The sequence below is a fragment of the Streptomyces sp. NPDC028305 genome, from assembly GCF_055569495.1.
Window position 1 is genome coordinate 299,553 of record NZ_JBVHTN010000002.1, and the last position, 23,322, is coordinate 322,874.

Here is a 23,322-nt window from a genome sequence, read left to right on the forward strand (position 1 = left end):
CGGGGAGTACGGCGTCGAAGTGGTCGGTTGAGTTCACTGGTGTCTTCCGTCTTCAGGTGCGACGGCCGGGGTGCCGGGCAGCGGGGTGCGTGCGGGGTGGTCGTGGAAGACGTCGAGGATGTTGCCGACGGCCAGGTCCACCATGGCGGCGCGGGTGTTGTCCGTGGCCGATCCGATGTGCGGCAGCGTGACGACGTACGGCTCGGTGACCAGCGGGGAGAGGTCCTCGCCCATCGGCTCCCGCTCGAACACGTCGAGGCCCGCTGAGTGCAGTGTGCCCGCCCGGACCGCCTTGAGCAGTGCCTCCTCGTTCACCACGTCACCGCGCGAGGTGGAGACCAGGGTCGCTGTCGGCTTCATCGCGGCGAGTTCACGGTGGGAGATCAGATGCCGCGTCTCCGCCGTGAGTGGCACATGCCGATGTCCGCCTCGGCGAGCAGTGTCTCCAAGCCGACCGGAGTCGAGAGGCCGTCGTCGGCTGCGTACGGGTCGTGGTGGATCACGCGCATCGCGAAGCCCTGCGCGCGGCGGGCCACCGCGCGGCCGATCTGGCCGTAGCCGACGAGGCCGAGCGTGGCCCCGTGGACATCGAGGCCCAGGTGGTCATGCATCCGGAAGGTGTCCCAGCCGCCCCGCGCCAGGGTGGTGGCGGCGCCGAGCCGTCGGCGGGCCGCGAGGAGCAGGGCGAAGGTGAGGTCGGCGGTGGTCTCCGCGAGGACACCGGGCGTGTGGGTGACGACGATGCCGCGCTCTGCGGCGGCGGTGCGGTCCGCGTTGTCGAAGCCCATGCTCGCCAGCGCGATCACGCGCAGGGACCCGCCGGCGGCGTCCATCAGTGCGGCGTCCACGGCGTCGTTGCCCAGGGCCTAGGCTGCCGGTGCTGCCGGGGGCTAGGGGGGCGAGCTCCGCGCCGCTCGCCGAGGTCCTGCTGGACCACCCGCGCGTCCGGGTGCTCACCGATGAGATCTACGACGAGATCTGGTACGGCGAGGGGGGACAGCCGGTCCCTGGCCGCCGTCGAACCGCGCCTGACCGACCGCGTGTTCCTCACCAACGGCGTGTCCAAGACCTACGTGATGACCGGCTGGCGGCTCGGCTACGGAGCCGGCCCCGCCGACCTGGTGACCGCTATCAACACACTTCAGTCGCAGATCTCCTCCTGCCCGTCCTCCGTCAGCCAGGCGGCCGCGGCCGCCGCGTTCACCGGGCCGCAGCGGTTCGTCGCGGAGACGGTCCTGGCCTATCGGGGAAGGTGCGACGCCACGGTCCAGCTCATCAACGAGGCCCCGCTCCTGAGCTGCACCCCTCCGGACGGCGGCTTCTACCTGCTGGTCGACTGCGCCGACGCCATCGGCCTCCGCACACCGGACGGCGCGCGGATCGAGAACGACGAGCAGTTCGCCCGCCACCTCCTGGGCAGCCGGCAGGTGGCCGTGATCCACGGCTGCGCCTACGGCGCCCCCGGCTACTTCCGTATCTCCTTCGCCACCTCCACGGACGTCCTCACCGAATCGTGCGCGCGCATCGCCGCGGCCTGCGCCGCCCTGACTCCGGCCGTGCCCGCCTCAAAGGCACTCCATGATTGACCTCAGCACGACGTTCGAGCGCCCCGACCCCGGTCTCGTCGGGCGGTTGGGCGCCTTCTCCTCCGGGACGATCGACGAGGCACAGGGCCGGCTCGGCGCCCTGGACTCGACCATCAAGCCGGTCGACCACCGCATGAAGCTGTGCGGCCCGGCCTTCACGGCCGTCTGCGCCCCGCGGGACAACCTCGTGCTCCAGACGGCCATCCACTACGCCCACCCCGGCGACGTCATCGTCGTCTCGGGCGGCGCCTACGCCGAGGCCGGGTCCTTCGGGGACGTCCTGGCCAACGCCTGCCAGGCGAAGGGGTTGGGCGGCCTGATCACCGACACTGGTGTCCGTGACACGGAGGACCTGCGGGCTCTGGGGTTTCCCGTCTTCTCCCACAGCGTCAGCATCAAGGGCACGGTCAAGGAGACTATCGGTCCGCTGTGCGAGCCCGTGACCGTCGGCGGCCAGGTGATCCGCCCCGGCGATGTCGTCAAGGCCGACGCCGACGGTGCCGTGGTCGTCCGGCGCGAAAATCTCACCGAGGCCATCGCGGCCTCACGGCAGCGGGCGGACACCGAGACCGAACTCATCGCCGCCTACCGGTCCGGCAAGACGGTCGCCGAGATGTGCAACCTCATGCCGATCCTCGCTGTGAAGGGCGTCGTGGTGGGGGAGTAGCCGTCCTCACCCATCGCTTGCCTCGCGTTGCCGGAGGCGGTTACAGCAGGTGTAGCGTGAACCGGAGTCGGCCGGTCCGTCCGGCGAAGTCGTGTCCTGACGGGGGACCTTCCACCATGCGCCACCTTTCTCGCGCCGCCGCGTTCGGCGCGCTCGCCGCCTCCGCCCTCCTCGCACTCTCGGCCTGCTCCAGCGGCGGGTCGGGCGACACATCGTCCTCCACCGAGGGGAAGAGCGGGGAGAAGAGCGCGAGCAGCAGTGGTTCTCCGAGCGCGAAGGCCACGTCGTCGTCGCCGTCCGCCGCGGCGGACGGCTCGGTCGGTGGAACCGGTGCCGGCCAGACCGTCACGTCCAAGGTCGAGGTCAGCATCAAGTCGTGCCAGCTGCGCGACGCGTCCAAGCTGTACGCGATCGTCCAGCTCGACAACGTGAAGGGCGCGGCGGACTACGCCTACACCGTCAAGGTCCGCTTTCTGAACTCCGCGCACCCCGACAAGGCGGTCTACGCCACCCTCGCCAACCAGCCCGTCCTGGCCGGAGCCATGAAGAGCGCACTCGCGTCCGCCTCCTGGAAGGGCGACTCCGCCGCGATGCCGCAGACCTGCGAGGTGGCCAAGGCGACCAAGGTGGAGACGGCCGGCTGAGGCGGATCCCGGCCTGGCGGCGTGGGCATCGGCGAAAGGCGAACCCGCGCAGCGGCAGCAGCTCACTCAGCGTGGCGGGGCGACCGGGGCAGTCGGATAGTGCGGTGCCGCGCGGTCGCCTCGGCCAGAGGGGTGGTCAGCCGGCTGCCGCCGGTGCGGTGGCGGGGAGGTGGGTGGCCGACTGCTCGTGCTCGTCGGGGGCGAGGGGCGGGACGTCTTTGCCGTCGAGGACGGCCTTGGCGCGCTCCAGGTCGAAGGCTCCTTCCCACTTGGCGATGAAGATGGTGGCGACGGCGTTGCCGAGGACGGTGGTGAGGATGCGACCCTCGTTGAGGAAGCGGTCGATGCCGACGATCAGGGCGAGGGCCGCCATCGGGACGTGGCCGATGATGCTGACGCTGCCGGCGAGGACCACGAAGGCGCCGCCCGGGACGCCGGCCGCTCCCTTGCTGGTGATCATCATGATGCCGAGCATCGCCAACTGCTCGCCGAGGGACATGTGGATGTCGAGGGCCTGGGCCAGGAAGAGCGAGCTCATCGTCAGATAGATGGCGGTGCCGTCGAGGTTGAAGGAGTAGCCGGCCGGGAGGGTGAGGCCGACGACCGGGCGGGCGGCGCCCAGGTTCGTCATCTTGTCGACCATGCGCGGCAGTACGGCCTCGCTGGAGCAGGTCGCCAGGATGATCATGAGCTCTTCCTTGAGGTAGCGGCAGAGCTTGAAGAGGTTCAGGCCGGTGTAGCGCAGCAGACCGCCGAAGACGACCAGGATGAAGAGCAGGCAGGTCACGGAGAAGATCGCGATCAGGATCAGCAGCTGGTGCAGGGTGCCGATGCCGTACTTGCCCACCGTCAGCGCCAGGCCGCCGAAGGCGCCGAGCGGGGCCGTGCGCATGACCCAGCCGACGACCTTGAAGACGACCTTGGAGAGGTTCTCCACACCGCGCAACAGGCCCGCGGCGGGCTCGCCGACGGCCTTGACGCCGATGCCAAACAGCACCGAGACCAGCATGACCGGGAGGATCTCGCCCTCGGTGAAGGCGGAGAACATCGTGGCCGGGATGATCGACAGGATGAAGTCCGGCAGGTTCAGATGGGCGGTGGCGGCGCCCTCGGGCAGGTCCTCGGTGCTCAGCGACGAGGCGTCGATGTGCATGCCGGCGCCCGGCTGGAAGACATTGGCTATGACCAGACCGACCACCATGCACAGACCGGTCAGGGCGATGAAGTAGACCAGTGACTTGGCGCCGACCCGGCCGACCCGGCCGATGCTGTCGACCTTGCCCACACCCAGGACGACGGTGCAGAAGAGCACCGGCGCCACGATCATCTTCATCAGAGCGACGAAGCCGTCACTGAACGGCTGCATCTGCTCGGCGGTGCCCGGCCACACCGCGCCGACGACGATGCCTGCCGCCATGCCGATGAGAACCTGGACCCACAACTGGCGCAACCAGTACGTCATCTTTCATCTCCTTCGGAGGCTGGAAATCCATCTCTGTATACAGAGCTGCATTCATCTCTGTATAGCCCTCTGTGGACATCTCTTGGAAACATCCCCGCACCTCGATCGGAGCGTGCGGATTCGGGCATGCGAAGGTCCCGCCTGCCGCATATGGGCAGGCGGGGCCTCGGGGTGGTGCCGCGGTCAGGGAGGGGTCAGGGGGCGACCCAGTAGGCGCGGGTGTTGGTGAACTCGCGGATGCCGGCGCCGGCCAGTTCGCGTCCATAACCGCTGCGCTTCGTACCGCCGAAGGGCAGCCGCGGGTCGGAGGCGACGACGGCGTTGACGAACGCCGCTCCGCTGGTGATGCGGCGGGCCAGCGCGATGCCGCGCCCGGTGTCGGCCGTCCAGACGCTCAGGCCCAGGCCGAAGGAGGTGGCATCGGCCAGCCGTGCGGCGTCGTCGTCATCACGGGCGACGGCCAGGGCGGCCAGCGGGCCGAAGGTCTCCTCGTCGAAGGCCGCCATGCCCGGGCCGGTGTCCGTGAGGACGGTGGGCTGGAAGAAACAGCCCTCGCCGGGCAGAGGCTTTCCGCCGGTGAGAAGACGCGCGCCCGCCGCCACCGACTCCTCGACCTGGCGGGCGATCGCCTCGCGCAGATCGCCGCGGGCGAGTGGGCCGACCTGGGTGGAGCGGTCGTGCGGGTCGCCGATCCGCAACCGCTCGACACCTGCTACGAACGCCGTGGTGAAGGCGTCCATGACCGCCTCGGCCACGATGAACCGCTTGGCGCACACACAGCTCTGGCCGGAGTTGGCGAAGCGCGCCCGCACCGCGGCCGCCGCTGCCGCCCCGACGTCGGCGTCGTCGAGGACCACGAAGGCGTCCGAACCGCCCAGCTCCAGCACGGACTTCTTCGCCGCCCGCCCGGCCGCCGCGCCGACCGCGGCCCCGGCCCGGTTGCTGCCGGTGAGGGTGACCGCGGCGATGCGGTCGTCCTCGATGAGCCGTGAGGTGGTGTCGGGGACGTCGGCGTCCGCGATGACCAGGGTGGTCACCAGGTGTTCGGGGAAGCCGGCTTCGACGATGAGGTCCTGTAGGGCGAGCGCGCCGCCGGTGACGTTGGAGGCGTGTTTGAGCAGCACTCCGTTGCCCGCCAGCAGGGACGGGATGGCGAAGCGCATCACCTGCCAGACGGGGAAGTTCCACGGCATGACCGCCAGGACCAGGCCGGCGGGTTCGTATGCCACCCAGGCCTCGGCACCGTCGATGGCCACGTGTTCGTCGGCGAGGATGCCGGGCCCCCGCTCGGCGTAGTACTCGGCGGTCAGGGCGGACTTCTCGACCTCGGCCTCCGCCTCCCCGACGGGCTTGCCCATCTCCGTGACGGCCAGGTGGGCGAGCCGGTCCTTGTGTTCGCGCAGGGTACGGGCCAGGTGGGCGACGCGTGCGGCCCGCTCGGCGACCGGGACCAGGGCCCAGGCGCGCGAGGCGGCATGGGCACGCTCCACGGCGGCCTCGATCCGTGCGGTGTCCCAGGTGTCGTACGAGGCCAGCGGCTGTCCGGTGGCGGGGTTGACCGTCCGTATGGCGGCGCTCATGAGGTGGGGGCACCGCCCTTGTCGCTCGCGGAGAGATGCTCGAAGGTCTCGCCGGTGGCGGTGATGGTGCGGGTGACGTCCCGGCCGCCGTAGACCCAGTAGATCCGCATGACGCCCGCGCCGCGGTTGAAGAACCGGTGCGGGACGCCGGCCGGGACCCAGGTGGCCTGGCCGACCTCCAGGTCGAAGAGGTCGCCGTCGATCTCCGCGGTCGCCTCGCCTTCGAGGATCAGGACGGACTCCTCGACGTTGTGGCTGTGCAGGGGCAGGCCGGTGCCGGGCTGGAAGACGGTCTGGCCGGTGGTGATGACGGCCGCCTCCGAGTTCCACTTGCCGACGTACGGGACGGTGGCCACCCCGCCGCCGCGGTCGAAGCGTTCGATTTCGTCGGGGTGGATGAGCAGATTCGGTTCCGCAGGGCGGTTGGCGCACATGGCGGCGGCTCCGTTCAGGAGTGGTGGAAAAGACGGCGGGAGAGCGTGTTGACCTGGCTGCCGGGGACGACGTACTTCGCCGCCGCCTCGCGCCAGACCTTGAAGTGGGGCGCGGCGCGATGGGCCTCGACGGCTGCCTCGTCTTCGTAGATCTCGTGGAAGACGAAGTGGTGGTCGTCGGCCAGGTCGCAGACGACGTCGAAGTACTGGCAGCCGGGCTCGTCGGTGAAGGAGCGCTCGGCGTTCTCCTCGATGGCCTTGAGGAATTCGTCACGACAGCCCGGGACGACCTGGAGGGAGACGGTCAGCGCGATCATGCGGGGAGCTCCTGGGAGTTGAGGGGAAGGGGCAGGGGTACGGCGGTGGCCTCGGCGATGTGCGCGAGTGAGGCCCAGGTGTCGTCGACGAGCGTGATGCCCTCGGTGCGCAGACGCTCGGCGGTGCGGGCCTCCGGCTCGCCGGGGACCAGGATCTCGGCCGTGCCCGGGGCGGTGGGGGTGGACTTGGTCTCCCCGATCAGGGCCTCCACCCGCGCCTCGAACAGGGCCGGGTCGGCCATCGAGCGGACGTCGATGCAGATCAGCAGGTGGCCGACGCCGCTGCGGCCGGAGGGGTGGTACGGGCCGACGACCGCCGAGCCGAAGGCGCTGCCGGTCAGCACGCCCGCCAGCACGTCGAACATGAAGGAGATGGCGTAGCCCTTGTGGCCGGCCATGGGCAGGATCAGGCCCTCGACGGCGCGGCGCGGGTCGGTGGTCGGCACGCCGTCCGCGTCGGCCGCCCAGCCCTCCGGGATCGGCACGCCGCGCTCCCTGGCGTAGTAGATCTTGCCGCGCGCGACCGCGGTGTTGGCGATGTCCATCACGACCGTGCCGTGGCGGCCGCCGGGGGCCGCGATCGACCACGGGTTGGTGCCGACCCGCTTCTCCCGGCCGCCCCAGGGCGCCATCGCCGGGCTGGCGTTGGTGACCAACAGCGCCACGCAGCCACGCTCGGCGGCCTTGCGGGTGTAGTACGCGGCGGTGCCGAAGTGGCCGGAGTCGCGGACCGCTACCGCGCTGATGCCATGTCGGCGGGCCCGCTCGACGCCCCAGCCCACCGCACGGTCGGTGATCACCTGCCCGAGGCCGTCGTGGCCGTCGACGACGAGGACGGCGCCGTTGTCGCTCACGATCTCGGGGGCGGCCACGGCGGCCGTCGCCCCGCTCTCGATACGCCTGAGGTACCAGGGCAGGCGCAGCATCCCGTGCGACGGGTGTCCCCACAGCTCCGCGGTCACCAGGGTGTCCGCGAGCAGACGGGCGTCCGCGGGCGGGACGCCATGGGCTTCGGTGGTGGCGGCGGCGAACCCCAGCAGGTCGGCGGCGCCGACGGTATGCGGCATTGGACAGCCCCTCGTGTAGATCGTAGAGCCGAGTATGTATCCACTCCTGTATACATCACTGGGCTCAAGGAAACCACAGGGCCGGAGAGCGCGGGCTCGGGCGAGTGGGGCCGGGGGAGTAGGGCCCGGGGCGTGGGGCCGGGGGCGTGGGGCCGGGGCGTGGGGTCAGCCCACCACGTCCAGCTGAACGTCCGTGCCGAGCGCCAGGTCCTGGCCGGTGAGGCTGTCGATGAGCGCCTGGAGGGTCTGCGCGAGGTGGTGCCGGCACGCCGCCTCCGCCGCCTGGGCGTCCCCCCGCGTGATCGCCTTCAGCATCGCGCGGTGCTCGTCCAGCGAGGTCAGCATGCGGCGCGGGCCGCTGTGCGAGAGATGGCGCAGGCGTACGGTCTCGCTGCGCAGGTCGCGGATCGTGCGGGCCAGGTACTGGTTGCGGCAGGCCGCGATGACCGACTGGTCGAAGTCCTCGGTGATCTCGTAGAACTCCTGGTACGAGCGCGCCTGCGCGGCCGCGTCCCGCGCGCGGAAGGACTCGTCGAACTCCTCCAGCCGCTCCAGCAGCTCACGGAAGGGGAGCAGCGCGCGCTCGTCGGCCGCGCCCGCCGTCGCGACCGACAAGGCGGCCCGGGGCTCCAGCAGCATCCGGAACTCGAACAGGGCGCGGACGCCGCCCAGAGAGATCGGGGCGACCCGGGCCACCTCGCCCGGCACGAAGTCCACCAGTCCCTCCCGGGCCAGCCGCCGGATGGCCTCCCGCACGGGCGTCCGCGAGGCCCCCAGTTCCTCACCCAGCTGGACCTCGCCGAGCTTGGCCCCGGGCCGCAGCCGCAGCGACTCGATGTCGCTCTTCAGCCGCTCATAGACCGCTTCGCTCTTGCCAGTCGCCCGGGCCATGGAACTCCTCGTCGATACCAACCAGTCTGTATACAGACTAGTGTGCCACTAGCCCCCGGTGGCGGCGGTGGGGGTGAAGGTGACGGGCAGCGACTCCAGGGAGCGGTACCAGAAGGGGTCCGACCACCTCAGCTCGTCGGGGGCGACCGCAAGCGTCAGGTCCGGCACGCGGTCCAACAGCACCTCGATCGCCGTCTCCGCGATGATCCTGGCCGTCTCGGGGCCGCCCACCGGGCAGCCGTACTCCCCGACGCTGAAGGCGACATGGGAGTGGTTCCCGCCGTAGCCGACGGGGGCGGCGGGCCACAGCAGCGGGTCGGCGTTGGCCGCGGCCAGGCCGAGGACGACGAGGTCGCCGGTGCGGATGAGCCGGCCACCGAGGGCGGTGTCGCGGGTGGCGTACCGCCCGATGAGGTTCTGGACCGGGGAGTCCGCCCACAGCACCTCGTTCATGGCCTCGCCGGTGCTGCGGCGGTTGCCCGTCAGGGACGCGGCGAAGCGCGCGTCGGTGAGCATCAGCCGGAGGGTGTTGCCGATCCAGTACGCGGTGGTCGGCAGCGCCGCCGCCATCAGCAACATCACGTCCGCGACATGCTGCTCCTCGGTGAGGTCCGGGGTGCTCAGGATGAACCGCGAGGTGAGGTCGGGGCCCGGCGCCTCGCGCTTGGCCTTCACCAGCTCCGTCACGTGGGCGGCGGCCCGCTGCTGGCCGGCGATGGCGTCCTCGCCGGAGACGAACGAACTGGTCAGCCCCTCCGCCAGGGCCGCCAGCCCGGCCTCGTCGTCGGAGAGGCCGAACACCTCGGCCATGGCGAGGGCGGGCACCGAGTGGATGTAGTCGAACACCAGGTCCGCCTTGCCGATCGTGGCGAACTTGTCGATCAGCTGGTCGGCGAACCTCTCGCAGCTCCCGCGCAGCATGAAGGGGTCGATCGTGGCGAGGACATCGCTGACGGCCGTCGCGCGCAGGTGGTGCTCCTCGCCCTCGGTGAAGGACATCATCGGGCTGTACGCCACCCACGGCATGAGGGGCCAGTCCGGCGGCACGCTGTCCCAGCCGTTCCAGCGGCGCGGGTCCCGGCCGAAGGTCTCGACGTCGGACAGCACGTGGCGTATCTCGCGGTAGCCGAGGACGAACCAGGCGGTGATGTCGCCTTCGAGCAGCACGGGGGCGACCTGTCCGTGGTCGCGCCGTATCCGCTGGTAGGTCTCGGTCGGCTGCCGCCGGAAATCCGGCCCGTACAGCCGTGCGGCGTGGGCGGGGCAGCCCGGGGGAGGCGTTTGGGTGTCCTGGGGGTTCGTCACTGCGTCGACTTCCTCGGAGCGGGGCGTTTCTGCGGGGATGCCGGGAGGCTAACGAACCGATCGGTTCAGGCCAACTCCAGAACGATCACAATCCCAACGCATCCGCGGCGCCACGGCGGGGAGAGGTCAGGAAGACGCGCGCACCACAAGGCGTGGCACGATCACCGTCTCGCGCGCCGCGACTCCGGTCATCTGCGCGGCGATCCGCTGCACCGCGGACCGGCCGAGGAGTTCCTTGTCGACCAGCAGGGTCGTCAGCGGCGGGTCCGCCAGCCGACTGAGGGTCAGCCCGTTCGCAGCCCACGAAGGCGCAGTCCGCCGGGACGCGCACGCCGCGGTCGCGGGCGCGGCGCAGGGCGCCGATGGCGATCAGGTCGTTGTACGCGAGCACGGCCGTCGCCCCGAAGCCGGTGTCCAACACATCGTCCATGGCCGCCGCCCCGCCGTCGAGGGAGTTGACCGCCGGGAACACCCAACCCGCGTCGGCGGGCAGCCCGAGTTCCGCGGCGGCCCGGAGGAACAGCGAGTGCCGGGTGCCGCGTTCGCCCGCGTCCGGGCGCCCGCGGTCGTCCAGCATCGCGATGCGACGGTGGCCGCGCTCCACGAGGTGGCCGACCGCCTGCCGCATGCCGGCGGCGAAGTCGATCCGCCCCCCGCTCACCGCCGGTGGCCGGTGTTCGTTGTCGCAGCACAAAAGGCATGCCGGAGCGGTGGATCAGCTCGATGGCGCCGGGGTCGAGCAGAAAGGCGACACACGCGTCCACATGGTCCACCACGGTCCGGGCCACCGCGGCCTCGCGTTCCAGGGCGGACCCGGTGCTGTAGACGGCGACCTGCCAGCCGCGCTCGTCGGCCGCCGCCAGCACGCCCGAGACCACCTCGGGGAAGAAGGGATCGAGCACATCCGCGATGACCAGGCCCAGCGTGGTGATCCGCGGGCCCACCATGCCGCGGGCGAACCGGCTGGGCCGGTAGCCCATGGCCTGGGCCACCCGCAGCACCCGCTGCCGTGTGGCCGGGTCGATCTCCGGTTTGTCGTTGACCGCGCGGGAGACGGTCACGTGACCGCTCACGCCTCGGTCATCACCGCGACGGCGACGGGCGTCAATGGATCGTATCCGCGTAACATCCCGCCGTTTCACACGTATTGACGCGGCGGTCGGGTGGGCCGGACAGTGCTCCGTGAACGCTCACGGTGACGTTCACGGAGGACAGGACATGCCCACGTTGAGGATCCCGCTCCGCCCCGCCCGCGCCCTCCTTGCCATCCGAGCCACCCGCGCCGCCCGCTCCCGGTGGCGCGCTCTGTGCGCGGCCCTCGTACTCGCCCTGACCTTCGGCCTCCTCGCCGCCCCAGCGGCCGAGGCCGAGGTCCAGCACCCGCGACAGGAGTGGCTGCGCCAGTCCACCGCCGGACTCTTCCTGCACTGGGGCATGTTCACCCACCCCCGCCACCTCGACTGCGCCGACTGGGAGCGCGATGTCACCGAGGGTGGCTGGAGCGCCGACACGGGAGCGTAGCTCCGCAGCCTCTGGCCTGCGGAGCTGGCCAACGCTACGCAGAATGCGGTAGTTTGCTACTCCCATGCGGGAGTCTCCGAAGGCACAGATCCGGTTTTGCCGGTGGACCCGGTTTCACACGGGACGACGGGCATCACCGGCTGCGGGCCCTGCTCTGGGGCCGAGAAGGTGCGCAACATCGGCGACAGCGAGCAGGCGGCGGTGCTCTTCCCCGACGTCGTCGTCCCCGACGGCGGGGAGCGCACCCTCTACCTCGACTACACGGTCTACGGCACCCGCTCGTTCCATGTGAGCGTCAACGGCGGCCCGCCGACCGTGGTGACGGTGACCGACATCGGAAACACCACCCCGCGCACCACCTCCCTCCCCGTCACCCTGAATCCCGGCGCCAACACCATCGAAATCTCCAACGACACCGAGTCCGCCCCGGAGCTCGACCGGATCTCCCTCGGCTAGCCCGTGTGGCGACCTCCGACCCGCCCTCGACGACGCCAAGGAGTGTTCAGGCCATGCACCCGAGACCTTCCCGCCGCTCCGCGCTGCGCACCGGCGGTCTGCTGGCGGCAGGCGCGCTGCTCCCCCAACTGCCCGCGGGGCCCGCGTACGCGGCCGCCCCGTACACCGGGGCGTGGCGCCCGGTGCCGAAGATCCTGGCCCGGATCAGGCCGCCCGACTTCCCCCGCCGGACCTTCACGATCACCGACTACGGCGCGGTCGGCGACGGACGGACCATGAACACCGAGGCGTTCCGGGCCGCCATCGCCGCCTGCCACCGCGCGGGCGGCGGCCATGTGATCGTCCCCGAAGGCCGCTACCTCACCGGCGCGATCCACCTGCGCAGCGCCGTGGACCTGCACGTCACCGCGGGCGCCACCATCGCCTTCAGCCCCGACCCGCGCGACTTCCTGCCGGTGGTGTTCACCCGCTGGGAGGGCACCGAGTGCTACAACTACTCGCCCTTCATCTACGCGTACGGCGAGCGGGACGTCGCGGTCACCGGCCCCGGCACGCTCGACGGGCAGGCGCGGCTCGGGCCCTGGGAGAGCTGGTACCGCGACAGCGGACCGCAGGGCCCCGACCAGAGCCTGCTGCGCAGGATGGGCTCGACCGGAGTGCCGGTGGCCGAGCGCGTCTTCGGCGACGGACACCACCTGCGGCCGCAGCTGGTGCAGTTCTACCGCTGCCGCAACGTCCTGGTCAGCGGTCTTACCATCGTCGACCCGCCGATGTGGACCGTGCACCCGGTGCTGTCGGCCAACGTCACCGTGCGCGATGTCACCGTGGACAGCACGCTCTACAACACCGACGGTTGCGACCCGGAGTGCTGCTCCGACGTGCTCATCACCGGCTGCCGGTTCAACACCAACGACGACTGCGTGGCCGTCAAGTCCGGCCGGGACGAGGACGGTCACCGCGTCGCCGTGCCGAGCAGAAACATCGTGGTGCGCGACTGCCTGTTCTCCGGCCGCTGGGGCGGGATGACGGTCGGCAGCGAGATGTCCGGCGGGGTGCGTGACGTCTTCGCCGAGAACTGCGAGATCAACCCGCCGGACTTCCCTGGGCGCTACCCCGTCAAGCACGCCCTGTACGTCAAGGCGAGCAAGAAACGCGGCGGCTGTATCGACGGCGTGCACATCCGGAATTTCACCGGGCGGGGCCTGGAGCGCGACATCGCGTTCGTGACCATGAACTACAACGGTGGCGAGGGCGGGACACTGCCGGTGTCCGTCCGGAACATCCACATGGACCGGATGGAGATCGACGGCGCCCGCGCCGTGCTGCAACTGGTCGGCCTGGAGACCGACCACCTGCGCGGGGTCCACCTCTCCCGCTCCACGTTCACCGGCGTCCGCAACCCCGACAGCGTCGTCTGCACCGACGAACTGACCTTCCGGCGGGTCTTCGTCAACGGCCAGGAGATGCCGTACCGCTGAGGCTGTTGGGCCGCATGTCCGCCCACGGGTCAGGCATTGGCGGGCGTCCACCGGATCCGCGTGGCGCACAGGGACACCACGACCGCCGACGCGGCCACGACGCCCAGGCCCCACACCAGACCGCTGGAGTTCGCCACGAAGCCGATGACCGGGGGACCGGCCAGCAGGCCCGTCGTTCCCATGGCGGCGACCAGGGCCAGTGCCTCCGGACCCTGCTTCGCCGCGGCGACATAGACGCAGGGGGTCACGGCCGCGATGCCGAGGCCCACGCAGGAGAACCCGATCAGGGCAGGCACCACACCGCCGCTCAGCAGGGCCAGGGCCAGCCCCGCCCCGGCCACGGCGCTTCCGACGATGACGACGCGCCCGTCGCCCCAGCGGCCGCGCCACCCGTCGGCGAAGAGCCGGGCCAGCACCATCATGCCCGAGACGACGGCGATCCCCAGGGGCGCCAGCTCCGCCGAGGCCTTGACGACGTCCGTCATATAGAGGGCGGACCAGTCGTTGATGGCGCCCTCGGTGACGGTGCCGAAGACCATGGCGCAGCACATCCACAGCGTCATGCGGGTCGGCAGGGACCTTCCGCCACGGTTCTTCTTCTCGCTCCGCTTCTCCTCGGCGGCCTCGTCCTCTCCCAGGAGCCCGGTGCGCGCGCAGACGAGCAGGAGGAGCAGGACGACGGCGGCCATGCCGAAGTGCACGGCGACCGACGAGGTCACCGTGTTCACGCAGGAGGCGAGGAGGGCGGCGAGGAGCGAGCCGCCGCTGAACGTCGCGTGCAGTTTGGCCATGGCGTTGCGCTTGTGCCGGAGTTCGAGCGCGGCTCCCTGCGCGTTCATGGCGACGTTCAGACACCCCACGAGCACTCCGTCGCAGCACACGACCGCCAGGGCGACGGGGTAGTCCGGTGCCGCGGCCAGGGCGATGAGCAGCAGGGTCAGTCCCAGGGCCGACAGCAGCGCGAGACGCTGTGAGCCGAGGCGTCTCATCAACACCGACACCAGCGGGAACGACACGCTCGCGCCGATCCCCGCGGCCATCAGGAGGAAGCCCACCTCGGCCGCCGTCAGGCCGAGATCGGCCTTGATGGCGGGGATGCGCGAGGCCCAGGTGGCGTACTGGAAACCGAGGGAGCAGAACAGCGCGGCGATCGCCAGTTGGCTCCGGTAGAAGGGATCCCGTATCCGCGGCATGTGCTTCAACCCAGTTCCTCCCGCGATGACGAGCCGCACGGCGACACCCCGGCCGGCTCCGGCTCCGGTGTTCCCGCCCCGCGGGACGGCACCGCTCTCGACATGTAGACGACGTCCGGGCCATAGCCGTCCGGGCGTACGACCTCCTGGTGGGCGGTGAAGCCGCGCGCCGACCAGTACGTCGCGCTGCCCCCGACGGCGACCAGCGAGATCCGCTCGTATCCGCGTGCTCTGGCCGACGTGGTGAGGTGGCGCAGGAGAAGCCGCCCCAGCCCCCTGCGCCGGAAGCTCTCCGCGATGACCAGGTCGTGCAGATGCAGATTGCTGGACGGGAACGCGACCTGCTCAGGCCGCGCCAGGTCCGGGTACCGGTACATCGGATAGGGCAGCGCCAGCACATAGCCCACGAGCCTGGGGCCCACCTCCAGCGCGCGGCAGGTGCCCGGCGACACGCGCGCCCGGGACTGGAGCGCCACCCGTCCCTCGGACAGGCCGAGGCCGGTGTAGGCGCGGGACTCCAGCGCCGCGATCCCGTCCCAGTCGCGCTCGCAGATGCGGCGTATGCGCACCTCGTCGTTCATCCGCCACGCGCCTTCCCGGCCCCGCCCGCGCCGCCGCCGTCGACGCAGGTGTACGGCAGCGGGCCGAAGCCGTTGAAGCCCTGGGTCATATAGCTGGTGGCGTACGCGCCACAGGACAGCACCCAGACCGGGTCGCCCGACGCCAGCGCCTCCGGCACCTGGACCAGGCCGTGCTCGGGGGAGTAGGCGTCGTCGCTGTCGCAGGTGGGCCCGGCCACGACGGCGGGCACACGCCGGACACCGGGCCCGCCGTGGGTGGGGAAGACGAGCGGGTACTGCAACTCGTCCATCTCGTACAGGCCGTTGAACTTTCCGCAGCTCAGATACAGCCAGTACTGGCGCCGGCCGTCGCGGCCCCGGCGCGCGGAGAGCCGGGACACATGGGCCCGGATGGCGCCTTGGCCGGCGACGAGGTAGCGGCCCGGCTCCACGACGAAGCCGAGACGGTGTCCGCCGACGCCGCCGAGGTACGCCATCCCGTCCCGGATCGCGGCGAACAGCTTGTCGATCGGGGGATCGAGCGGTCTGCCGTGTCGGTCGAGACACCCCGGGACGGGCAGGCCACCGCCGAGGTTGACGTGGTCCAGGGCGATCCCGCGGCCGTCGAGGGCCGTCAGGACCTCCGCGAGGCGTTCGAAGGCGCCGTGCCAGGCCTCGACCGTCATCTGCTGAGAGCCGACGTGCACGGAGAGGCCCGAGGGGGTCAGGCCCAGCTCCCGCGCCGTTTCCAGGACGGTCACCGCGTCGGCCGTCGAGCAACCGTACTTGTCGCTCAGCCCCCAGAGCGCTCCCCGCGTGTCGATGGCCAGTCGGCAGAACACCCGGGCGCCGGGGGCGTGTTCGGCGATCGCCGCCACGTCCCCCAGGCTGTCGGTTGCGAAGTCCCTGATGCCGAGGCGGTGGGCGTCGGCGATGTTCCGGTCGGACTTCACCGTGTTGCCGTAGTGGATTCCGCCGATCGGCACACCCGCGCGCACCGCCTGTTCCATCTCCGGGATGCTCGCCGCGTCGACCCCGGCGCCCGCCTCGGCCAGACGGGCCAGCACCTCGTCGACCGGGCACGCCTTCATGGCGAAGCGGACGGTGACTCCGGGCAGCTCCCGGAGCAGGGAGGCGTAGCGCTCCTCGATCCCCGCGAGGTCGAAGAAGAGCCTGTCCTCGGCGGTGGCCGCGAGAGCGGCCGACAGGGGTATGTCCTGGTGCGTCATCGTGGCCGTCGACCCGGGCCTTCCAGCGCCGGCGCCAGGGCGGTGTCGCGGGCCGCCCGCACCAGCGAGCCCCACGCCTCGACCAGCAGGGCGAAGTCGGCGATGTCGCTCTGCGCCTCGTCGAGGAGGTGCTCGCGGCGCGACGCCAGGAGGGCGGCGAACGTCTCGTATCGGCCGCCCAGCTTCCGGTAGGCGGCCTCGATGGTGTCGAGGCGCCGGACGTTCTCCGCCCGGTCGAGCAGGGTGCTCCTCCTGGCCAGCTCGGCGATCACGGAAGCCCGCACCTGACCCCGGGCGTCGAGGAGCGAGTCACCGGCCTCGGCCATCTCGGCGTAGAGGAAGTTGAAGTAGAGCATCGACAGGAAGAACTTGGCGAACCGTAACTGGTAGGCCATGAACCCCGGGTCGGTGCGGCGCTCCCCGGTGTGGAAGTTCTCGATGTGGCGGTTGTGCAGCACACCGGGCAGCGCGGCGGCCTCGACCAGGTGGATGAGGAAGTAGTCGCTGCCGATGGTGTCGGTGGCGGGCGGCAGCGGCACCCGCTCGTGCACCTGGTGGAAGCCGATGTTGCACATGTCCACCCGCATGGGGTCGACGACGGCCAGGGTGGTCCGGTCGCCGGTGAACGCGCCGGTCCCGGGCCCTTGGAAGGACTCGTCGACCAGTGCCCGCTTCTGCTCCTCCGACCAGTCGCCGGGCGCCCACAGGCTGACCACGTCGTAGTAGACGTCCGGGTCGAGCCGGCGGATCTCGTCGATGTCCACGGACGGCTCGCCCACGAAGGAGGCGCCCACCATCGCCACCCGCTTGTGGGTGTCCTTCGGAGCGAGCGCCGTCTCACCGACGTCGTGCGCCGCGTCGGCCGCACGCCTGCCGAGCGACATCAGCTCATGGTGGACGGGGAAGGCGGTCTCGCCGCGCAGCACCTGGTAGCGGCTGTCGGAGTCCCTGCGGTGGACGGACTCGCACCCGAGCGCCACGGCGATCAGAAACGCGCGGTTGGTGCAGGCACCGTAGGAGAGCCCGGCCGGAAGCATCAGGTCGAGCAGCAGCTCGGGCTTGGTGGGGTCGGTCCGGTGGATCACCCGGCGCAGGAAGTCGCGCTGCTCCGCCTCGCCGAGGTGGTGCACGACGACGCGCGGCACCTCGCGCGCGGCGCCCAGGGCTCGCGCGTGTTCCGCGAACGCGTCGGAGGAGTCCAGGATCAGCAGGTGCACCTCGACGTCAAAGTGCCCGGCGGCGTAGGCGGCCTCCTCGCCGATGGCGGTGACCATCGCGGGGCACGTCCGGTTGGTGGGAAGTGTCAGACAGATGCGTCGCACGCCGCTTCTCCGCCGCTCCGGTCGAATTCCGTCCCGTCCCACGAAGTGCTGCCGAGCAGCCTGGCGCCCAGGTCGTTCAGCGTGGCGGTGCCGTATCTGAGGGCCTCGGGCTTGTCGGCGTCGCCGAGAAGGGTGGCGTTCCAGGTCGGAGTGGTGAGGTGGCGCCACGAGTCGATCCGGGAACGCCGCAGCTCGTGGTGCGATTCGAGGGCGGGCATCATCGAGAGGTACTGGACCGCCCGCACACCGTTCTCCGAGGTGTTGGGCGCCACTCCGTGGGCCAGCAGGCCGTTCCAGATGAGCAGGTCCCCGGCCTCGAGTTCCGGTCGTACGACGGGCATTTCGCCCCGGTCGATCCTCGGCCGGACCGGATCGCGGTCGTCCGGCTGGAGCACCCGCCACTGGTCGAACCGGTGGAACAGCTCGGGGCAGCACTGGAAGCCGCCCAGCTCCGGCTCGGTGTCATGAAGGGCGATGATGCCCTGGACCCGCTGCGGCAGCACACTGAGCGTCGTGTCGACGTCCCAGTGGAGTTCGATGTCGAACCCCTTCTCCGTGGGGGCGATCAGGGCCCGGTCGCGGTTCCCGACGTTGGGCGGGTTCAGGTTGAGCCGGTCCAGGGTGACCCAGAGCTCCTCGCAGTCCCACACGTCCACGAACGCGTCGTAGACCCGGCGCGTCTGGCGGCTGTCCCAGATGAGCTGGTGGTGGTACGCCTCGACGAACCCGTAGATGTGCAGCTCCCGGTCCAGGTCGGACCGGTACTCGCGGTCCTGGTACCAGGTGTCCGGGCGGCCGGGGTCGAGCGCCTGGAAGTCCCAGGTGAAGTCGAGCAGTTCGCGCGCCGCCGAGGCCGGGATGGCCTGCTTCACCACGACGTAGCCGTAGTTCTGCCAGAAGGCGAAGTCCTCCTCGGACAACACTCTCAGCTGCCGGGTCTTGGTGAGGTTCCGCAGCTGGGTCTGTGCCAGGTACGTCTCGCCGTCCGAGCTGAAGTACGGGACGTCCGAGGGGGACCGGTGCAGGTAATGATCGGGCTTTGGCATGCAGTGCTCCACAACTGAAAACTCTCGGTAGCTCCCGGGCCCTGCCGTCAGGCGCCGGAGCGTAGTGTCGGCTCCGCTCCGTGGTGTACTGACGGCTCCACAAAAATGGACTAGACCAAATACGTTGTCAACATCTGATTTCCCTAGTCCTGTTGGCCGAAGCTCCGGTGGCCCCCCTCCTTGACACTGCTGATTCGACTGGGCGAGTATCCGTTGGTCTGGACCAGAGATCGCCGATGTCATCGGTGTGTCGGCGCTACCCGAGCTATCCGAAAGGCGTGGTCGATGTCCTCCAGCAAGCCCGGCAGGGACCTGCGAAGGCTCGCGCTCTCCGTCCTTCAGCCGGGGTTCGTGGGCACCGAGGCGCCGGAGTGGATCCTGCGGGAGATCGGCGAGGGCCTGGCCTCCGTCGTGCTCTTCTCGCGCAACATCGAATCCCCCGACCAGCTCGCCCGGCTGACCGGGCAACTGCGCGCCGAGAACCCGGCACTGATCGTCGCGATCGACGAGGAGGCCGGGGACGTCACCCGGATCGAGTCCGCCACCGGCTCCACCCGCCCTGGCAACCTCGCCCTCGGGGCGGTGGACGACACCGAGCTCACCGAGTCCGTCGCCGCCGACCTCGGCCGCCAGCTGCGCGCCGCGGGCATCAGCCTCAACTACGCGCCGACCGTGGACGTCAACTCCAACCCGGACAACCCCATCATCGGGGTCAGGTCCTTCGGGGCCGACGCCAAAGCGGTGTCCCGGCACGCCGCAGCGTGGATCAAGGGACTCCAGTCGGCCGGGGTCGCCGCCTGCGCCAAACACTTCCCCGGCCACGGGGACGTCGCCGTCGACTCCCACCACGGGCTGCCCAGTTACGACGCCGACCTCGACCGGATCGCCGCACAGGCCCTGCCGCCGTTCCGCGCCGCCCTGGACGCGGGGGTCCGCGCGGTCATGAGCGGCCACCTCCTGGTGCCCGCGTACGACCCCCGGCTGCCCGCCACCCTCAGCCGCCGCATCCTCGACGGCCTGCTGCGCCAGGAGCTCGGCTTCGACGGAATGATCGTCACCGACGCCATCGAAATGGGGGCCGTCGCCGACCGCTACGGGATCGACGGGGCCGCGGTGCGCGCCGTCGCCGCCGGGGCCGACGCCATCTGCGTCGGCGGGGAGAACGCAGAGGAGGCCACCGCCCAACTGCTCGCCGGTGCCCTCGTCGAGGCCGTGGCCGCCGGAGGCCTCACCGAGGAGCGGCTCGCGGAGGCGGCGCACCGTGTCCGGGCGTTCGCCGAGTGGTCGACGGAGCTGGGCCGGGCCGCCCCGGCCGGCACGGCCGGTGGCGGCATCGGCTTCGTCGCCGCCCGCCGGGCCCTCCGCATGACCGGCTCCGTACGGGACTCGCTGCCCCTGGCCGCGCCCCCGCATGTGGTGGAGCTGGTGCCCGCCACCAACCTGGCCATCGGCAAGGAGACCCCGTGGGGCGTCGCCGCCCCGCTGAGCGAGCGGCTCCCCGGCACCACCTCCGTCCGGATACACCCGCAGCAGCTGCGGACGCCGGCCGCCACCCTGGAGGCGTCCGCGCTGACCCCCGCCACCGGACGGCCCCTGGTCGTCGTGGTCAGGGACGCCTCCCGCCACTCGTGGATGGGCGGCGCCCTGGCCGACCTCGTCACGGCGCGCCCGGACGCGATCGTCGTGGAGATGGGCCTCCCGGGCGCCACCGCCCCCGGCGCGGTGCACATCTCCACCCACGGGGCGACCGCAGCGTCCGGGGTGGCCGCGGCGGAGGTCCTGGTGGGGACGGCCCAGGGGGTGTCCGAAGGGCCCTGATGCGGCTCCGCCGCGCCGGAGGGGGGAACGCCCGGCGTCACCTGTGTGACTCAGGTGGCGCCGGGCGTCGCATGGTCGAAGCGGTGTCGATGTCTGTTCCCGAGTGAGTCATCCGTGCGATCGTCTGATGAATCGTCTGAAGCGTCAGGCGCCCGGGTGAACGATGGCGGGTTGCGCCGCGCCTGGGTGCTGTACCCCAGGTGTCCCATCACCCCCAGGGAGTGCAACTCATGTCCTTCGCACGGCAGACGAACGCACAACAGGCGAACGCACAACAGGCGAACTCACCGCAGACGAACTCACGACAGACGAACGACTACACCCGCCGCGGTGTTCTGCGGACCGGCGCCGGTGTCGCCGTCGGCGCGGTGGCCGCCGGGACGGTGGCCCCCGGCGAGGCGGCCGCCGCCGACCGGCGTGACCGGGCGCGGCCGGAGCCATGGCGGCTGTGGTACCGCGGACCGGCCCAGGAGTGGCTGGAGGCGCTGCCGGTGGGCTGCGGCCGACTGGGCGCCATGGTGTTCGGCGGTGTCGCCGTCGAGCGCCTCCAGCTGAACGAGGACAGCGTGTGGGGCGGCGGCCCGCACGACTACGACCCGCCGGGCGCGCTGGAGGCCCTGCCGGAGATCAGACGGCTGGTCTTCGCCGACGAGTGGGGCGCGGCGCAGCGGCTGGCGGACTCCTCGTTCATGGGCGTCCCGAGCGAGCAGGCGCCCTATCAGCCGGTGGGCGACCTGCGGCTGGAGTTTCCGGGCGCGGGGGAGTACACGGACTACCGCCGGGAGCTGGACCTCACCACGGCGATCACCTCGGTGACCTACGTCAGCGACGGGGTGCGGCACACCCGTGAGGTGTTCGCCGGCCTGCCCGACCAGGTCATCGTGGTGCGACTGAGCGCCGACCGGCGCGGCTCGGTCTCGTTCGAGGCGGAGTTCTCCAGCCCGCAGGACAGCACCACGGGATCTGCGGGCGGCGCCACGATCCGGCTCGACGGCATCAGCACCGCCTGGCAGGGACGTCCGGGCGAGGTGCGCTTCCAGGCCCTGGCCCGGGCCGAGGCCGACGGCGGAACGGTGCGTACCGACGGGGGCCGGCTGATCGTCGACAGCGCCGACGCCGTCACCCTCCTGATCTCCATGGGCACGAGTTACCGCCGCTACCACGACGTGGACGGCGACCCCGGCACCGCCGCCGGACGCCATCTCCAGCACGCCTCGGCCCGGCCGTACCGCGTGCTGCGCGAGGCGCACACCAAGGACTACGGGGCGCTCTTCCGCCGGGTCGACCTCGACCTCGGCACATCCGAGGCCGCGTCGCTGCCGACCGACGAACGCATCGCCCGGCGGCAGCTGGACACCGATCCGCAGCTGGCCGCCCTGTACTTCCAGTACGGCCGCTATCTGCTGATCTCCAGCTCGCGAACCCCGGGGCACGCCGCGAATCTCCAGGGCATCTGGAACGACGGCCTCACTCCGGCCTGGGAGTCCAAGTACACGCTCAACATCAACTGCGAGATGAACTACTGGCCCGCCGGGCCGACCAACCTCGTGGAGTGCTGGGATCCGCTCTTCGACCTGATCCAGGACCTGTCCGAGACCGGGGCGCGCACGGCACGCGAGATGTACGGCGCCGGAGGGTGGGTGGCGCACCACAACACCGACGGCTGGCGCGGCACCGCGCCGGTCGACTTCGCCTTCTACGGTGTGTGGCCCACGGGTGGCGCCTGGCTGGCGGGCATCATCTGGGAGCGCTACCTCTACACCGGCGACAGACACGCGCTGCGACGGCACTACCCGCTGATGAGAGGTGCCGTCGAGTTCTTCCTCGACACGCTCCAGGAAGACCCCGGGACCGGATATCTGGTGACCAACCCCTCGCACTCGCCCGAGGTGGGCCACCACGAGGTCGACGGCGAGAACGTCAGCATGTGCGCCGGGCCGACCATGGACATGCAGATCCTGCGGCAGCTCTTCACCGCGTTCGAGGGCGCGTCCCAGGTGCTGGGCGAGGACCCGAAGACGCGCCGCGCCGCCGTCGCCGCCCGCGGGCGGCTCGCCCCGACCCAAGTCGGCTACCTCGGCCAGATCCAGGAGTGGCTGGAGGACTACGAGGGGGACGCCGCCCTCTCGCGCAGCCGGCACATCTCGCATCTGTGGGGTCTCTTCCCCGGTGAGGAGATCAATCCGCGGACCAGTCCGCAGCTCGCCGCGGCGGCCCGGCGCACGCTCGAACTGCGCGGTGAGGCCGGTGCGGGCTGGTCCCTCGCCTGGAAGATCAACTTCTGGGCGCGGCTGCTCGACGCCCCCGAGGCGTACAAGCGGCTGACCAACCTGCTGGTCCCGGCCCGTACCGCGCCCAACATGTTCGATCTGCACCCGCCGTTCCAGATCGACGGCAACTTCGGCGGGACCTCGGGCATCACCGAGATGCTGCTCCAGAGCCACTCCGGAGAGGTCGCGCTGCTGCCCGCCCTTCCCGCGGCCTGGCCCGACGGCGAGGTGCGGGGGCTGCTGGCCCGTGGCGGGTTCACGGTCGACCTCGCATGGCGCGATCAGGCCCTGCACCAAGCCGAAATCCGGTCCACCGGCGGCCATGAACTCCGGCTGCGCACACCCTCGTCCGTGACCGTCACCTCAGGGGGAAGGGCGGTGCGCGTCGACCGTCCCGAGGAGGGCGTCATCGTCTTCGCCACCCGCCGCGGCGCCACCTACGACATCCGGCCCGCCACCACCTGAGCGTTGCCGAA

21 protein-coding genes and 2 pseudogenes are annotated in these 23,322 nt (G+C 71.1%); 8 read left to right on the forward strand and 15 right to left on the reverse strand.

The features are described from left to right. Positions 1–33 precede the first annotated feature (33 nt). Positions 34–833: pseudogene (locus ACZ4WQ_RS08145) on the reverse strand (NAD(P)-dependent oxidoreductase). A 126-nt stretch (positions 834–959) separates the two neighbouring features. On the opposite strand from ACZ4WQ_RS08145, the gene ACZ4WQ_RS08150 reads away from it, so the two are divergent. The 3 genes from ACZ4WQ_RS08150 (at position 960) to ACZ4WQ_RS08160 (ending at position 2,897) form a co-directional block, all read left to right on the forward strand. Then, complete coding sequence (locus ACZ4WQ_RS08150; protein ID WP_398374176.1) at positions 960–1,586, forward strand: aminotransferase class I/II-fold pyridoxal phosphate-dependent enzyme; 627 nt, start codon at positions 960–962, stop codon at positions 1,584–1,586. Beyond that, positions 1,579–2,253 (forward strand): 4-carboxy-4-hydroxy-2-oxoadipate aldolase/oxaloacetate decarboxylase, encoded by a 675-nt coding sequence (locus tag ACZ4WQ_RS08155; RefSeq protein WP_398374178.1) that lies wholly within the window; start codon positions 1,579–1,581, stop codon positions 2,251–2,253. The genes ACZ4WQ_RS08150 and ACZ4WQ_RS08155 overlap by 8 nt, the downstream gene beginning before the upstream one ends. A gap of 116 nt (positions 2,254–2,369) precedes the next feature. Next, entirely contained in the window at positions 2,370–2,897 is a 528-nt protein-coding gene (locus tag ACZ4WQ_RS08160) for a hypothetical protein (protein ID WP_358845052.1), read from the forward strand. Between the two features lie 136 nt (positions 2,898–3,033). Here the strand turns inward: ACZ4WQ_RS08160 and dctA are convergent, their stop codons facing one another. The 9 genes and pseudogenes from dctA to ACZ4WQ_RS08205 all read right to left on the reverse strand — a co-directional run. After that, positions 3,034–4,359, reverse strand: coding sequence for a C4-dicarboxylate transporter DctA (gene dctA, locus ACZ4WQ_RS08165; protein ID WP_311722080.1), 1,326 nt, complete (start codon positions 4,357–4,359; stop codon positions 3,034–3,036). 194 nt (positions 4,360–4,553) lie between these two features. Next, entirely contained in the window at positions 4,554–5,939 is a 1,386-nt protein-coding gene (locus ACZ4WQ_RS08170) for an aldehyde dehydrogenase family protein (RefSeq protein ID WP_361182275.1), read from the reverse strand. After that, positions 5,936–6,373 carry a cupin domain-containing protein gene (locus ACZ4WQ_RS08175; RefSeq protein WP_311722082.1) on the reverse strand — a complete coding sequence of 146 codons (438 nt, stop codon included), beginning with the start codon at positions 6,371–6,373 and terminating at the stop codon, positions 5,936–5,938. The genes ACZ4WQ_RS08170 and ACZ4WQ_RS08175 overlap by 4 nt, the downstream gene beginning before the upstream one ends. A gap of 14 nt (positions 6,374–6,387) precedes the next feature. Beyond that, on the reverse strand, positions 6,388–6,690 hold the full coding sequence (locus tag ACZ4WQ_RS08180; protein ID WP_311722083.1) for a putative quinol monooxygenase: 303 nt from the start codon (positions 6,688–6,690) through the stop codon (positions 6,388–6,390). Then, entirely contained in the window at positions 6,687–7,757 is a 1,071-nt protein-coding gene (locus ACZ4WQ_RS08185; protein ID WP_398374180.1) for an Ldh family oxidoreductase, read from the reverse strand. Before ACZ4WQ_RS08185 ends, ACZ4WQ_RS08180 begins: the two co-directional genes overlap by 4 nt. A gap of 165 nt (positions 7,758–7,922) precedes the next feature. Then, entirely contained in the window at positions 7,923–8,648 is a 726-nt protein-coding gene (locus ACZ4WQ_RS08190) for a GntR family transcriptional regulator (protein ID WP_311722087.1), read from the reverse strand. Positions 8,649–8,696: 48 nt separating this feature from the next. Further along, complete coding sequence (locus ACZ4WQ_RS08195) at positions 8,697–9,953, reverse strand: cytochrome P450 (RefSeq protein ID WP_385340033.1); 1,257 nt, start codon at positions 9,951–9,953, stop codon at positions 8,697–8,699. Between the two features lie 85 nt (positions 9,954–10,038). Then, positions 10,039–10,614 carry a substrate-binding domain-containing protein gene (locus tag ACZ4WQ_RS08200; RefSeq protein ID WP_468022117.1) on the reverse strand — a complete coding sequence of 192 codons (576 nt, stop codon included), beginning with the start codon at positions 10,612–10,614 and terminating at the stop codon, positions 10,039–10,041. A gap of 349 nt (positions 10,615–10,963) precedes the next feature. Next, a pseudogene (locus tag ACZ4WQ_RS08205) lies at positions 10,964–11,095 on the reverse strand (hypothetical protein); the annotation flags it as partial. Between the two features lie 76 nt (positions 11,096–11,171). Here ACZ4WQ_RS08205 and ACZ4WQ_RS08210 point away from each other — a divergent pair. From ACZ4WQ_RS08210 to ACZ4WQ_RS08220, 3 genes are all read left to right on the forward strand, one after another. Then, positions 11,172–11,474: a hypothetical protein gene (locus ACZ4WQ_RS08210; RefSeq protein WP_311722090.1), complete on the forward strand. Its 303-nt coding sequence runs from the start codon at positions 11,172–11,174 to the stop codon at positions 11,472–11,474. A gap of 102 nt (positions 11,475–11,576) precedes the next feature. Further along, positions 11,577–11,930, forward strand: coding sequence for a hypothetical protein (locus ACZ4WQ_RS08215; RefSeq protein WP_398374182.1), 354 nt, complete (start codon positions 11,577–11,579; stop codon positions 11,928–11,930). Between the two features lie 53 nt (positions 11,931–11,983). Next, positions 11,984–13,408 carry a glycoside hydrolase family 28 protein gene (locus ACZ4WQ_RS08220; RefSeq protein ID WP_398374184.1) on the forward strand — a complete coding sequence of 475 codons (1,425 nt, stop codon included), beginning with the start codon at positions 11,984–11,986 and terminating at the stop codon, positions 13,406–13,408. Positions 13,409–13,437: 29 nt separating this feature from the next. Here ACZ4WQ_RS08220 and ACZ4WQ_RS08225 read toward each other — a convergent pair whose 3' ends face one another. From ACZ4WQ_RS08225 to ACZ4WQ_RS08245, 5 genes are read right to left on the reverse strand one after another with little or no spacing between them, the layout of a single operon-like run. Next, positions 13,438–14,601, reverse strand: coding sequence for an MFS transporter (locus ACZ4WQ_RS08225; RefSeq protein WP_358845101.1), 1,164 nt, complete (start codon positions 14,599–14,601; stop codon positions 13,438–13,440). 5 nt (positions 14,602–14,606) lie between these two features. Further along, the gene (locus ACZ4WQ_RS08230; RefSeq protein ID WP_468022118.1) at positions 14,607–15,182 is read right to left on the reverse strand and encodes a GNAT family N-acetyltransferase; all 576 of its coding nucleotides are present in this window, start codon (positions 15,180–15,182) and stop codon (positions 14,607–14,609) included. After that, positions 15,179–16,390, reverse strand: coding sequence for a type III PLP-dependent enzyme (locus tag ACZ4WQ_RS08235; protein WP_468022119.1), 1,212 nt, complete (start codon positions 16,388–16,390; stop codon positions 15,179–15,181). The genes ACZ4WQ_RS08230 and ACZ4WQ_RS08235 overlap by 4 nt, the downstream gene beginning before the upstream one ends. Then, entirely contained in the window at positions 16,387–17,712 is a 1,326-nt protein-coding gene (locus ACZ4WQ_RS08240; protein ID WP_468022120.1) for a DUF6271 family protein, read from the reverse strand. The genes ACZ4WQ_RS08235 and ACZ4WQ_RS08240 overlap by 4 nt, the downstream gene beginning before the upstream one ends. Then, positions 17,694–18,758, reverse strand: coding sequence for a phytanoyl-CoA dioxygenase family protein (locus ACZ4WQ_RS08245; RefSeq protein WP_385340022.1), 1,065 nt, complete (start codon positions 18,756–18,758; stop codon positions 17,694–17,696). Before ACZ4WQ_RS08245 ends, ACZ4WQ_RS08240 begins: the two co-directional genes overlap by 19 nt. A gap of 285 nt (positions 18,759–19,043) precedes the next feature. On the opposite strand from ACZ4WQ_RS08245, the gene ACZ4WQ_RS08250 reads away from it, so the two are divergent. Beyond that, complete coding sequence (locus ACZ4WQ_RS08250; protein WP_398374192.1) at positions 19,044–20,576, forward strand: glycoside hydrolase family 3 protein; 1,533 nt, start codon at positions 19,044–19,046, stop codon at positions 20,574–20,576. A gap of 230 nt (positions 20,577–20,806) precedes the next feature. Further along, entirely contained in the window at positions 20,807–23,311 is a 2,505-nt protein-coding gene (locus tag ACZ4WQ_RS08255; protein ID WP_398374194.1) for a glycoside hydrolase family 95 protein, read from the forward strand. The last annotated feature ends 11 nt before the right edge of the window (positions 23,312–23,322 follow it).